The following is a 13,529-nucleotide window of genomic DNA, read 5'->3' on the forward strand; positions in this document are numbered from 1 at the left end:
AGCTTTGTTCACTTTATGTAATCAAATTACACGCAATATCCTCGGCAATAACCATAGATGATACTTTTTGTTGTTTTCTTTCACATCCATAATTTAAAGTGATCAAGATCAATCACCCAAAAGGGTAAGATTGGTAGACTCGCGACAAAGATAAAGCGCGGTTTAAGGCTTTACAAATTTTCATTGGCTATGCACAGGCACATAATAGACGTGTTACATTATATGCCTTAGCACAAGGAATTACCGCAGGACGCGGGTTTATAGAATTCAAAATAGAATTACTAACTTTTAAAAATATGAGGAATCTATGTCAGACGTAAACAAAGAGCACTCAGAAGTGGACGAGAAGAGCTATCAAGAGCTACACCGTCCGGCGTCTGAGTTTGCAAGCCGTTCTGAATATCTTGACCACGAACTTCAAATCATGAAGCCACGTCGTTTTGGTTTAAACTTACCCGGTCGTGACTTCCGCTTTGAACTTGAAGATTTAGTTCCTGCTCTTGCTGGTACTATCGGTATCATCGCGATGTACTCTGCGGTAATGATGTCTTGGGCAGATGGCCTAACTGCGGCTTGGGACCACGTTAATCTTGGTAAAGAGTTTGCAATCGAAGTGGCACGTGTTGAAATGCTTATTCCTGCACTTCTATTCTGTGTGTTAGCTTCTGGCTTTATTAACCCTCGAGCAAACCTTGCGGGTAACCACGGTCCAATGATCCCATTAATCGGCACAATCGCGCTTGCCGGTGCTCACCCTCTTGCTCTTGCAATCCTTCTGGGTGTCTTTGGTCTTCTGCTTAGTTACTTTAAAGGTGGCTCCAAACTGGTTAATTTGACTGGTGAAGGGGTGGCTGGTGGTCTCTTAGTTTTCCTCGGTTTTACCGGTGCAATGAGCCAAATTGGACAAATCCAAAATTGGGCAACTGGCCTAGAGTCAGCTGAAGTCGTAAAAGGCAGCATGGGCTACGTCGGTCTTGTTGTTTTAGCGGTTAACATTGTTCTTTATGCTTTCCTTGCTCGTATCAACAAACGTTGGTTAGCGATTCCAGCTTGTGCGGTAACAGGTCTTATTGTTGCACTAATTTTCGGTACTGGTTTCGATCTTCAATTTGAAACTCAAATGGGTCTTCCAAATCTAAACCCTGTTTACTGGTGGGGCTCTACAAGTGAAGGTTGGATGCTAGGTCTTCCTAACCTTGAGCACTTCATTGCTTCTCTACCGTTTGCTATTCTAGCGGTTGCGATGTGGTCTCCTGACTTCCTAGGTCACCGTATCTTCCAAGAGCTAAACTACCCACGTAAAACTGAAAAAGTTCTAATGGACGTTGATGACACGATGACTATGTGTTCTATCCGTCAAATCGTTGGTACAGCGGTTGGTGGTGGTAACATCACTTCATCTTGGGGTACTTACATGATCCCAGCTGCGATTGCAAAACGTCCAATTCCTGGCGGTGCCATCATTCTTGGTCTATTAGTTATGACTATTGCTATTCTTGGTTTCCCAATGGATGTAGCAGTATGGCCACCTGTAATGCGTATCGCTCTTCTAGTAGGTGTTTTCTTACCTCTACTTGAAGCGGGCATGCAAATGGTTAAGGACACTAAGGATTCACAATCTGCTGGTATTTGTATCTTTGCTTCTGCAGTAGTGAACCCTGTTCTAGCTTGGGCTCTAACAATGCTGTTAGATAACAATGGCCTAATTGGTGATAAGACTCGTGCAGCAAAACTTTCTTTTGTTGACCGTATCGTGATCCCTGGTGGCGTTCTTGTTATCTGTCTAATTGCCATGCTTGCAGTTGGTATGCTTGAAGGTCAATACGGCATCCCTGGTTTCTTATAATTGAGTAAGAACCAGTAAAGTAAATTTGAGTGACGCAACCCGTCACTCAAATTTTATTTAGCTGTTTCAAATTTTTTTAGCATTTATTGATTTAGTTTAAGGTTTGCAAAAAAATTTTAGTGTACTATTGATTTCAACTTAGTAAGTCACCATATGTTGAATAGTGACAATATATATCGTTATGTGACTAGTTCACGTAAATATAGATATTGTTATTTAATAAGAGTGTACCTTTCCCGTTTCTGGGATAACTGTCTCTACAGTGAATCGGTACGTGTTTTTACTACTAAAAAGGTAGGTATGTCATGGCAGAGCAATTTGCTAAAGCTTGGGAAAGTTTTGTTGAAGGTGAATGGCAAAACGAAGTTAACGTTCGCGATTTTATCCAGAAGAACTACGCACCGTATGAAGGTGACGAATCTTTCCTAGTTTCTGAAGGTACTGAAGCAACTAACAAGCTTTGGGCTTCGGTAATGGAAGGTATCAAACAGGAAAACGCAACAAAAGCTCCTGTTGATTTTGATACTTCTGTTATCTCTACCATCACTGCTCACGATGCAGGCTACATTGAAAAAGACCTAGAAACTATTGTTGGTCTTCAAACTGAAAAACCGCTAAAACGTGCAATCATCCCTAACGGTGGTGTGCGTATGGTTGAAGGTTCTTGTAAAGCATACGGCGAAACTCTTGACCCTATGGTTTCAAAAATCTACTCAGAATACCGCAAAACACACAACGCTGGCGTTTTCGATATTTACACTCCTGATATCCTAAAATGTCGTAAGTCTGGTGTTTTGACTGGTCTTCCTGATGCTTACGGCCGTGGTCGTATCATCGGTGACTACCGTCGTGTTGCACTTTACGGTATTGATTACCTAATGAAAGACAAGCTAGCTCAATTCGCTTCTCTACAAGAGCGTTTTGAAAATGGCGAAGACCTAGCAGCTACAATGCAACTTCGTGAAGAAATTGCTGAGCAACACCGCGCTCTAGGCCAAATTAAAGTTATGGCTGCGAAATACGGCTGTGATATTTCTGAGCCAGCTCAAACTGCTCAAGAAGCTATCCAATGGACTTACTTCGGCTACCTAGCTGCAGTTAAATCTCAAAACGGTGCTGCAATGTCTCTAGGTCGTACTTCGACTTTCCTAGACATCTACATCGAACGTGATATCGCTGCTGGCATCATCACTGAAGTTCAAGCTCAAGAAATGATTGACCACTTCGTAATGAAGCTACGTATGGTTCGTTTCCTACGTACTCCTGAATACGATGAGCTGTTCTCTGGCGACCCTATCTGGGCTACAGAATCTATGGGTGGTATGGGTGTTGATGGTCGTACTCTAGTTACGCGTTCAAACTTCCGTTTCCTAAACAGCCTATACACTATGGGTCCTTCTCCAGAGCCAAACATCACTGTTCTTTGGTCTGAGCAACTACCTGACGGCTTCAAACGTTTCTGTGCAAAAGTATCTATCGATACTTCTTCTATCCAGTACGAAAACGATGATCTAATGCGTCCTGACCTTGGTTCTGACGACTACGCAATTGCATGTTGTGTTTCTCCAATGATTGTTGGTAAACAAATGCAGTTCTTCGGTGCTCGTGCAAACCTTGCTAAGACAATGCTTTACTCAATCAATGGCGGCATGGACGAGAAGCTGAAAATGCAAGTCGGCCCTAAAGAAGCGCCAATGACTGATGCAGTTCTTGATTACGATAAAGTAATGGATCGTCTAGATCACTTCATGGATTGGCTAGCTAAGCAATACGTGACTGCGCTAAACAGCATCCACTACATGCACGACAAATACAGCTACGAAGCGTCTCTAATGGCTCTTCATGACCGTGACGTTCGTCGTACTATGGCTTGTGGTATTGCTGGTCTGTCAGTTGCTGCTGACTCACTATCTGCAATCAAATACGCTAAAGTTTCTCCTATCCGTGATGAAGATGGTATTGCTACTGACTTCGCTATCGAAGGTGACTACCCTAAATTTGGTAACAACGATTCACGCGTAGATGACATCGCATGTGAACTTGTTTCTACATTCATGGGCAAAATCCGTAAACTGACTATGTACCGCAATGCGATCCCTACTCAGTCTATCCTTACTATCACTTCTAACGTTGTGTACGGTAAGAAAACGGGTAACACTCCAGATGGTCGTCGCGCTGGTGCTCCTTTCGCTCCTGGTGCAAACCCAATGCACGGTCGTGACGAAAAAGGCGCTGTAGCTTCACTTACTTCTGTAGGTAAACTACCGTTTGCTGATGCTCAAGATGGTATCTCTTACACTTTCTCTATCGTGCCAAATGCACTAGGTAAAGAAGAAGATAGCCAACGTTCTAACCTTGCTGGTCTTATGGATGGTTACTTCCACCACGAAACTGGTATTGAAGGTGGTCAACACCTTAACGTGAACGTTCTTAACCGTGAAACTCTAGAAGACGCAGTTAAGCACCCAGAGAACTACCCTCAGCTAACTATCCGTGTATCGGGTTACGCTGTGCGTTTCAACTCTCTAACGACTGAGCAACAACAAGACGTAATCGCACGTACTTTCACTGAATCTCTATAATTTATTATAGATTTGGTATCGAAACCCACTCTTAGGAGTGGGTTTTTTTTTAATCTCAGGTACGATAGGTTCAAAATAATATTAAGCTGTTATTACGATGAATTTAAAAAAATCGCTTTTGTTAGCCTTACTCTCTTTGTCTACTCCTCTTACTCATGCGGGGACTTTCACCTTTAGCCTAGATAATGATGGCATATTCGGTGTCGATAAAGACTACACCAATGGTCTATTCCTTTCTTATTTTTCCGATGAGGTTAGCCTTTCACCTGTTCTGACTCCTATCACTAGCTCATTTGGAACCTTTGGTGGTGCGGCCCATAAAGTAGGTTTTACGCTTGGGCAAACCATTTATACTCCAAAGAAAATTGAAGAGTCCACACCTCAAGTCGATCAGCGCCCTTATGCTGGTGTACTTTTTTTCCAAACGGATATTGCTAATATTTCAGCCTATAGAGCTGATCGGTACGGCTTCTTGGTTGGCTCCACAGGTCCAAACTCTTTAGCCGATGTCGCTCAAGATTTCATTCACAGCATTACAGGGTCAACTCAACCTGAAGGCTGGGATTATCAAGTCGAAGATCAAATGCTAGGCAACTTTGAGTTTGAAACTCATAATGCCCTGTTTCGTAGCCGATCAAGTGGCGGTACTCAACACGAGATAAAAAACATCTCTAGAGTGATGGCGGGTAATTACCGTAGTGAAATCGCAACTGGGATGATGTGGCGTTGGGGCTCAGGTTTAGATAGCAGTATTGGTGCCGCAAGGGTTTCAATGGAAAACTCATTTCTGCCCGGTATGATCATGCAAGGTTCAAGTAGTGCTTACCTGTTCGCTGGCATAGAAGGCCGCTACCGTTTTAATGACATCACTATCGATGGGCCAGTTCCTGATGAAGTTTATCCAGTGACTTTACAAAATACTCAAGCCACCGCAAGCTTAGGCGCTGTTTGGTATAATCAAACGCTGGGCGCATCTTTCACATTCTCAGCTAAAACGTCTGATTTCAAGGAAGATGAGACGTCAGCCTATGGGGTAGGCGCACTGACGCTCTTTGGCTTCTTCTAAACTTATGCAATGTACTCTAGAGAGTTAATATGCCTTATTTTAAAAATCCACTGATGGTATTCCACAGTGGATTTTTTATACTCTTTTTCCTTATCACTCAAACAAAATTTTACCTCAAATTCGTATCTATGATTTCTTACCTATTTCCTTACAAATACACAGCTCTAGCACTGAAGTAGGGCTATATATCCCTTACTATTTGTAATAAAATAGTCATTAAATTACCTATTTGAGATGAGCTTATGTCAACATCTGGTCGTATTCACTCATTCGAGTCATGTGGCACCGTCGATGGCCCTGGAATCCGTTTTATTGTGTTCTTACAAGGCTGTTTAATGCGTTGTATGTATTGTCATAACCGTGATACTTGGGATGTTAATGATGGCCGAGAAGTCACTGTTGAAGAAATTATCAAAGAAGCGAAATCTTACCGCCACTTTATGAAAGCTTCTGGTGGAGGTATTACTTGTTCTGGTGGTGAAGCCATGTTGCAGCCAGAATTCGTTCGTGATTTCTTCCGAGCGGCACAAGCTGAAGGTATCCACACCTGCCTTGATACCAATGGCTATATTCGTAAGCACACTGATGTCGTTGATGAAGTTTTAGACGCTACCGATCTGGTAATGCTAGATCTAAAACACATGAAAGATGAAATCCATCATGATTTTATTGGTGTATCAAATAAGCGAACGCTCGACTTTGCTCGTTACTTACACAAACTTGGTCAAAAAACGTGGATCCGTTATGTGATTGTTCCAGGGTATACGGATGATGAAGAGTCAGCTCACATGCTTGGCGAATTTATCAAAGATATGGACAATATCGAAAAGGTTGAGTTGCTGCCTTATCACAAGCTAGGCGCTCATAAATGGGAAGCGCTCGGTTACGATTATCCGCTGGAAGGGACAAATCCACCATCGAAAGAGACGATGGATAAAATGGTCAGCATCCTTAGCCAGTATAATGATAATGTAAAATACTAAACTCAATAGTATCTCTTGTACATTTGATGATAATACCAGCTTAAACGCTGGTATTTTTTTCATCCTTTTCCCGTTCGTTTATTCTTAAAAATAGAGAGAACGACTATGATGAAAAAATCGACGAATGATATTAAATCGGTGTTGAGATCATGTTTCAATATGAATAAACACTGTTAATCTAGTTTCAACAATAAAATCAAATTAAATCTAGTGAGGCTCCAATGGATATGACAAACGCTCAACGTTTGATCCTTTCAAATCAATACTACCTAATGTCGCAAATGAACCCAGACAACGCTGCAAAGTACCAACGTTTGCAGACCATTGTAGAGCGCGGATACGCTTTGCAAATGAACGAACTGAATAAAGAGTTTGGCTGCTTAACGGAAGAAGAGTGCCGTGAAGTGATTGCCATTATGGAAATGTATCATGCGATGCAAGAGTCAAACAAAATGCTTTCTGAAGCTGAGCGTAAAGATGTCGATCAACGCCGCCTACAGTTCTTAGGCTTTGATATTGCGACCGAAGCGCAAGTTGTACATTATGTTCGCTTCCTTACTGAATCTGAAGGACTTTATCCTCAATTCGAAAAGAACGACCATCACTTTAACAGCCAAATGCCAATGTTAGAGAAGTACCGTAGAATGCTAGTAACTTGGGGTAAATGTCCACGTCAATACCATTTATCTGCCGCTGAGTTCACCCAAATTTTTAATGCTTAACCCCATGCTATCTCAGCTAAAATAAAAAAGGGATTGATGTAATGCATCAACCCCTTTTCTGAATCAGTTCAGATAGTTAGAACACGTATACTATGCCCACATTAGCTGTTGTATTCACCCCACTTTCAAGTATTGGGCTACCTTCAATATCACCTTCCAAGTTAGTGTAACGAATACCACCAGTTACACGAATGCTTCGAGTTAGGTGCATGTAACCAGAAAGACCCACGAAGTATTGTCCATCCCAATCGGCATCAAATTCAGTCAACGTACCACCACCAGCCGTTGCTTTCGCGACTTCGCTAGACGATACACCGTATAAGTGGTTATTCAACTTATCGCTGTTATAAGCGTAACCAATTGAAGGTGTAATACCCCACACGCCACGGTTAATCGGTAAACGCCAAGCCGCTTCAGCGTACAAACCATTATGCGTAGAGCCAATATCGCTACCCGCAGTCGCTTCAAAAACGCCGGCTAAAGTCACTAGTTGGTAACTCACGCCACCTAACACTGCGGCTTTACGTTCATCAATGTATTTTTTAATATTTTCATCATCAGAATCTGAAGGATCTAATGAACGAGCATCGTATGCAAAACGGAAAATAACATTCTGTGTTGAGCCAGCAGGAAACAGACGGTAACCACCCGTAAAACCACGTAGGAAAAGATGCTCACCTTCATAGCCAACCATTGGAATCGCCACTACATTCGAAGGAGTATCTTTATATACCGCAGGAGAATAAGAGACGGCCGCACCAAGTGACCACGATCCAGCTTTTGCAAACGCTAACGATGGCGCAGCAATAAGCGCACTAGCTAGCATCAATGTAGACAACTTTTTCACGTTAAAACCTTACTAGTTCATTATCTATTTAATATTTGTCGCCATGATATAGCACGGCGTACCATCATTCAAGCTGCTTTATGTTAAATCTATAATCTCCTGTTATTTAGGTGGTCATTTTATTAATTTTACGAATAACCTAGCATTGCTTTTTTCATAGCCCCCCTCCACCACGGCTTTCGTTGATTGGCAAAGCTCGTTAATTATATAAATTATGATTCATATTAGATATAGCTAAATCTAAACCTATTTGATCCACGAATTCAAAGCGTATTTTGCTCATTTTTTACAAATAAATACATAATTGTTAAGCAAAATACCAAGTTTAGGTCTAGGCTTTATGTTGTAAGGAAGCTGTACATTTTGCTGTCATTCATGGGTGACAGATTGAGAGGGGAATTTACTATGAGTATTTTTGATCATTATCAGGCGCGCTACGAAGCCGCGAAAGATGAAGAGTTATCCATCCAAGATTTTCTCGGTCTATGTAAAGACAATAAGAGCGCCTACGCAAATGCGGCAGAGCGACTTTTACTCGCGATTGGTGAACCAGAGATCATTGACACCGCACAAGATCCAAGACTAAGCCGAATTTTTTCAAACCGAGTGATTTCACGATACAAAACTTTTGAAGACTTCTATGGTATGGAGGAAGCCATTGAACAGATCGTTTCATACCTTAAACATGCTGCTCAAGGCTTAGAAGAACGCAAACAGATACTGTACCTTTTAGGGCCTGTTGGGGGTGGTAAATCCTCTCTAGCTGAAAAGCTTAAAGCGCTAATGCAACAGATGCCTATTTATGTGCTGTCAGCAAATGGTGAACGCAGCCCTGTAAACGATCACCCTTTCTGCCTTTTTGACGTCACTGAAGATGGTGACTTACTGAAAAAAGAATATGGTATAGAGAAACGCTATGTTCGTTCTGTTATGTCCCCTTGGGCCGCAAAACGATTGCATGAATTTGGTGGCGATATTACTAAATTCAGCGTTGTGAAAGTTCGTCCTTCAATACTAGATCAAGTTGCCATCGCTAAAACTGAGCCGGGTGATGAAAACAACCAAGACATTTCCTCACTGGTCGGTAAGGTTGATATTCGTCAACTTGAGCACTTCTCTCAAGATGACCCCGATGCTTATAGCTACTCGGGCGCATTATGTAAAGCCAACCAAGGCTTGATGGAATTTGTGGAGATGTTCAAAGCTCCAATTAAAGTGCTTCACCCTCTTCTAACGGCGACTCAAGAAGGTAACTTCAACGGTACTGAAGGATTATCAGCATTGCCATTTGACGGCATGATCCTCGCGCACTCCAATGAGTCAGAGTGGCAAACTTTCCGTAACAACAAAAACAATGAAGCTTTCCTCGATCGGGTTTATATCGTAAAAGTACCATACTGCTTACGAGTATCCGAAGAGGTTAAGATTTACCAAAAGCTGCTTGATCACAGTGAACTATCCAAAGCACCCTGTTCACCAAGTACCTTAGATTTACTTTCACAGTTCAGCATTTTGTCACGTTTAAAAGTGCCAGAAAACTCATCTCTATTCTCTAAAATGCGAGTCTATGATGGTGAGACACTTAAAGACACCGATCCAAAAGCAAAAAGTTATCAAGAATACCGTGACTATGCAGGTGTAGACGAAGGCATGTCTGGATTATCTACTCGTTTTGCATTCAAGATTCTATCTCGTGTATTTAACTTTGACCAAGCCGAAGTGGCTGCTAACCCCGTGCACTTGTTCTATGTCATTGAGCAACAAATCGAACGAGAGCAATTCCCTCAAGAGCAGGCAGAACGTTATCTTGAATTTTTAAAAGGGTATCTAGTACCTCGTTATGTAGAGTTCATTGGTAAAGAAATTCAAACCGCATATTTGGAATCTTACTCTGAATACGGTCAGAATATTTTTGACCGTTACGTTACCTACGCTGATTTCTGGATCCAAGATCAAGAGTACCGAGATCCAGAAACTGGACAACTATTTGATCGTTCATCGCTCAATGGTGAACTCGAAAAAATCGAGAAAACTGCGGGTATCAGCAACCCTAAAGATTTCCGTAATGAAATCGTTAATTTCGTCTTACGTGCTAAGGCAAATAATAACGGCAAAAATCCAGTGTGGACGAGTTACGAAAAACTCCGCACCGTCATTGAGAAGAAAATGTTCTCGAACACAGAAGAGCTACTACCTGTCATCTCATTTAATGCGAAAACTTCATCTGATGATCAGAAGAAACATGACGACTTTGTGGCCCGTATGATGGAGAAAGGCTACACAGAAAAACAAGTACGATTGCTGTCTGAGTGGTATTTACGAGTGCGTAAGTCCTCTTAATATAAAAGAAACCAATCAAGCCTGATTAGCTGTCTATTCAGAGACCAACGATATAGCAGTGATAAGCCACACGTTGTTACAGTTAAGCAATACTGTAGCTGTAGCAACGTGTCAGGTGACGTGAAGTTTATAGGAGGTAACTCATGGCACAATTTATTGATAGGAGGCTCAATGGCAAAAACAAGAGCGCAGTGAATAGACAGCGCTTTTTAAAACGCCATAAGGAGCAGATAAAAGAGTCGGTTGCTGACGCGGTTAACCGTCGTTCTATTACCAATACTGAAACTGGTGAAGATATCTCTATTCCACATAAAGATATTAAAGAGCCAAGTTTTCATCAGGGGCAAGGTGGTAGCCGAGAACGAGTTCATCCTGGTAATGATCAATTCATTACGGGAGACAAAATTGAGCGCCCTAAAGGTGGCGGTCAAGGTGGTGGCTCTGGCGAAGGTGACGCAAGCCCTGATGGTGAAGGACAAGATGAATTCGTATTTCAAATATCCAAAGATGAATACTTGGATATTCTTTTCGAAGATCTTGAACTGCCGAATTTAGAAAAAAACCAAGTAAATAAAATCACTGAATGGAAAACGCACCGTTCAGGTTTCAAAACAGCCGGAGTGCCTTCCAACATTGCGATTGTTCGCTCACTACAACAGTCCCTTGCTCGTAGAACCGCAATGACTGCGGGTAAACGTCGCATGCTCAATGAGTTAGAAGAAGAGTTGGAGCGCATTCATAACCAAGAACCCGCTCAACCATTTGAAGAACTGCGCGTAAAACAGGAGATTGCCGATTTACGTAAAAGGATTGAAAGTGTTCCTTATATCGACACCTTCGATCTGCGTTTTAAAAACTATGAACGCCGTCCTATCCCCTCCAGCCAAGCGGTTATGTTTTGCTTAATGGATGTATCGGGTTCAATGGATCAGGCAACGAAAGACATTGCAAAACGCTTCTATGTACTGCTTTATCTCTTCTTAACTCGTACCTATGAGAATGTCGAGGTCGTCTTTATCCGACATCATACTCAAGCCAAAGAGGTAGACGAGCATGAGTTTTTCTACTCTCAGGAAACGGGCGGCACCATTGTGTCTAGTGCTCTAAAACTGATGAATGAAATCGTAGAAAAACGCTACCCTGCAGCGGAGTGGAACATTTATGCCGCTCAAGCTTCTGATGGGGACAACTGGGCTGATGATTCACCTAGATGTAAAGAGTTACTGGTCAATAAACTGCTTCCAACTTGTCAGTATTACTCTTACATCGAAATCACTCGTCGTTCGCATCAAACGTTATGGCATGAATATGAAAAATTGGAACAGAGTTTTGATAACTTTGCGATGAAAAATATTCGTACCGTCGATGACATCTTCCCCGTATTTAGGGAATTGTTTCACAAAGAGACAGCTTAGGGAGGTAAGCCATGACGACTAAAACTGATAATCAAGCATCGACAAAGACCAAACAACTGCCTGACGGCCCTGATTGGACTTTCGATTTATTAGAAAAATACCATGTTGAGATTAAGCGTGTCGCTCAGCATTACCGACTTGACACCTACCCAAATCAGATCGAAGTCATCACTTCGGAACAGATGATGGATGCGTATTCTAGTATCGGGATGCCGATTAATTACAATCACTGGTCATTTGGTAAAAAGTTCATCCAAACCGAACAGAATTATAAGCACGGGCAGATGGGCCTGGCTTATGAAATAGTCATTAACTCTGATCCATGTATTGCTTACTTGATGGAAGAGAATACCGTCACAATGCAAGCTCTCGTTATGGCTCATGCTTGCTATGGGCATAACTCTTTTTTCAAAGGAAACTACTTATTTCAGACATGGACCGATGCAAGCTCTATCATCGATTACCTCCTTTTTGCCAAAAACTACATCATGGATTGTGAGCAAAAATATGGGGTATCTGAAGTAGAAACGCTACTCGACTCTTGTCATGCTCTAATGAACTACGGCGTTGATCGATACAAACGCCCTGAAAAAATCTCCATCGCGGAAGAAACCGCAAGGCAAGAAGAGCGTGAGGCGTACCTGCAATCCCAAGTTAATGAGCTATGGAAAACGGTTCCGAAAACAGAGGAAAAAGAGGAGATCAATAAAATACGCTTTCCAACGGAGCCTCAAGAAAACATTCTCTATTTCATCGAAAAGCATGCCCCGCTTTTAGAGCCTTGGCAGCGAGAATGTGTGCGAATTGTTCGTAAAATCAGTCAATACTTTTATCCACAAAAACAGACTCAAGTGATGAACGAAGGGTGGGCAACTTTCTGGCATTACACCATTTTGAATCATCTCTATGATGAAGGGTTAGTCTCGGATAAATTCATTCTAGAATTCTTACATAGTCACACCAGTGTGGTTGCACAACCGGCCTACAACAGTCCCTACTTCAGTGGGATCAATCCTTATGCGCTTGGTTTTGCAATGTTCAGAGATATTCGCCGTATATGTGAAGAGCCAACCGATGAAGATCGCGAATGGTTCCCTGATTTGGCGGGAAGTGATTGGCTCGATGCCGTTCATTTTGCGATGCATAACTTTAAAGATGAAAGCTTTATTAGTCAGTACTTATCGCCCAAGTTGATGCGTGATTTTAAATTATTTGCAGTACTTGATGACGATAGAAAAAACTTCATTGAAGTGAGCGCCATTCATGATGAGTCCGGCTATAAAACCATCAGGGAGCGCTTAGCTTCTCAATATAACCTGAGCAACTTAGAGCCTAACCTGCAAGTATTTAATGTTGATGTCCGCGGTAATCGGTCGATGACGATTCAACATGTCCCTCACCAACGTATTCCTCTTGATAAAGGGTATGAAGAGGTATTGAAGCACCTTCACCGATTATGGGGGTTTGATGTCATTCTAGAAGAAGTGAAAGATACGGGTAGACGAGAGATATTAGCAACCTGCCCTCCTCGTTCGGAGTTCAATAATAACAATAACTAAAACCACCCTCTCCTTACAATTTTCGAGCACTGTTTGTGCTCTTTTTTTTGCCTGCTCGTTGCAATTTAATGTAAAGGATTTTCCCCATTAACTTATTAAAGTAATGAAACAAAAAACCTCGACAGTTGATCATAACTGCCGAGGTTTTTTCGCTATTCAAATATTTCAA

At 41.9% G+C, this 13,529-nt stretch carries 9 protein-coding genes; 8 read left to right on the top strand and 1 reads right to left on the bottom strand.

The window, feature by feature from the left end:
- Positions 1 to 307 precede the first annotated feature (307 nt).
- From OCV39_RS09425 to OCV39_RS09445, 5 genes are all read left to right on the top strand, one after another.
- Positions 308 to 1,846, top strand: coding sequence for a DUF3360 family protein (locus OCV39_RS09425; RefSeq protein WP_113797521.1), 1,539 nt, complete (start codon positions 308 to 310; stop codon positions 1,844 to 1,846).
- 305 nt (positions 1,847 to 2,151) lie between these two features.
- Positions 2,152 to 4,428, top strand: a complete 2,277-nt coding sequence (pflB, locus tag OCV39_RS09430) for a formate C-acetyltransferase (protein ID WP_261888360.1) — start codon at positions 2,152 to 2,154, stop codon at positions 4,426 to 4,428.
- Between the two features lie 97 nt (positions 4,429 to 4,525).
- The gene (locus OCV39_RS09435; RefSeq protein ID WP_261888361.1) at positions 4,526 to 5,494 is read left to right on the top strand and encodes a lipid A deacylase LpxR family protein; all 969 of its coding nucleotides are present in this window, start codon (positions 4,526 to 4,528) and stop codon (positions 5,492 to 5,494) included.
- 242 nt (positions 5,495 to 5,736) lie between these two features.
- Positions 5,737 to 6,477, top strand: a complete 741-nt coding sequence (gene pflA / locus OCV39_RS09440) for a pyruvate formate lyase 1-activating protein (protein ID WP_017054289.1) — start codon at positions 5,737 to 5,739, stop codon at positions 6,475 to 6,477.
- A gap of 221 nt (positions 6,478 to 6,698) precedes the next feature.
- Positions 6,699 to 7,199: a YfbU family protein gene (locus tag OCV39_RS09445; RefSeq protein ID WP_136993731.1), complete on the top strand. Its 501-nt coding sequence runs from the start codon at positions 6,699 to 6,701 to the stop codon at positions 7,197 to 7,199.
- Between the two features lie 76 nt (positions 7,200 to 7,275).
- Here OCV39_RS09445 and OCV39_RS09450 read toward each other — a convergent pair whose 3' ends face one another.
- Positions 7,276 to 8,025, bottom strand: a complete 750-nt coding sequence (locus OCV39_RS09450; RefSeq protein ID WP_261889503.1) for a MipA/OmpV family protein — start codon at positions 8,023 to 8,025, stop codon at positions 7,276 to 7,278.
- 426 nt (positions 8,026 to 8,451) lie between these two features.
- Here OCV39_RS09450 and OCV39_RS09455 point away from each other — a divergent pair, with 426 nt between their 5' ends.
- The 3 genes from OCV39_RS09455 to OCV39_RS09465 all read left to right on the top strand — a co-directional run bounded on the left by OCV39_RS09455 (position 8,452) and on the right by OCV39_RS09465 (position 13,360).
- Entirely contained in the window at positions 8,452 to 10,386 is a 1,935-nt protein-coding gene (locus OCV39_RS09455) for a PrkA family serine protein kinase (RefSeq protein ID WP_017054286.1), read from the top strand.
- Positions 10,387 to 10,529: 143 nt separating this feature from the next.
- Positions 10,530 to 11,801, top strand: a complete 1,272-nt coding sequence (locus tag OCV39_RS09460; RefSeq protein WP_017054285.1) for a YeaH/YhbH family protein — start codon at positions 10,530 to 10,532, stop codon at positions 11,799 to 11,801.
- Positions 11,802 to 11,812: 11 nt separating this feature from the next.
- Positions 11,813 to 13,360, top strand: coding sequence for a SpoVR family protein (locus OCV39_RS09465; RefSeq protein ID WP_017054284.1), 1,548 nt, complete (start codon positions 11,813 to 11,815; stop codon positions 13,358 to 13,360).
- The last annotated feature ends 169 nt before the right edge of the window (positions 13,361 to 13,529 follow it).

The sequence above is a fragment of the Vibrio cortegadensis genome (genome assembly GCF_024347395.1).
GTDB lineage: Bacteria > Pseudomonadota > Gammaproteobacteria > Enterobacterales > Vibrionaceae > Vibrio > Vibrio cortegadensis.

Coding starts and splice junctions, on each gene's coding strand:
- OCV39_RS09425 (WP_113797521.1), top strand. CDS start 308: ATGTCAGACGTAAACAAAGAGCACTCAGAAGTGGACGAGAAGAGCTAT.
- pflB (WP_261888360.1), top strand. CDS start 2,152: ATGGCAGAGCAATTTGCTAAAGCTTGGGAAAGTTTTGTTGAAGGTGAA.
- OCV39_RS09435 (WP_261888361.1), top strand. CDS start 4,526: ATGAATTTAAAAAAATCGCTTTTGTTAGCCTTACTCTCTTTGTCTACT.
- pflA (WP_017054289.1), top strand. CDS start 5,737: ATGTCAACATCTGGTCGTATTCACTCATTCGAGTCATGTGGCACCGTC.
- OCV39_RS09445 (WP_136993731.1), top strand. CDS start 6,699: ATGGATATGACAAACGCTCAACGTTTGATCCTTTCAAATCAATACTAC.
- OCV39_RS09450 (WP_261889503.1), bottom strand. CDS start 8,025: ATGCTAGCTAGTGCGCTTATTGCTGCGCCATCGTTAGCGTTTGCAAAA.
- OCV39_RS09455 (WP_017054286.1), top strand. CDS start 8,452: ATGAGTATTTTTGATCATTATCAGGCGCGCTACGAAGCCGCGAAAGAT.
- OCV39_RS09460 (WP_017054285.1), top strand. CDS start 10,530: ATGGCACAATTTATTGATAGGAGGCTCAATGGCAAAAACAAGAGCGCA.
- OCV39_RS09465 (WP_017054284.1), top strand. CDS start 11,813: ATGACGACTAAAACTGATAATCAAGCATCGACAAAGACCAAACAACTG.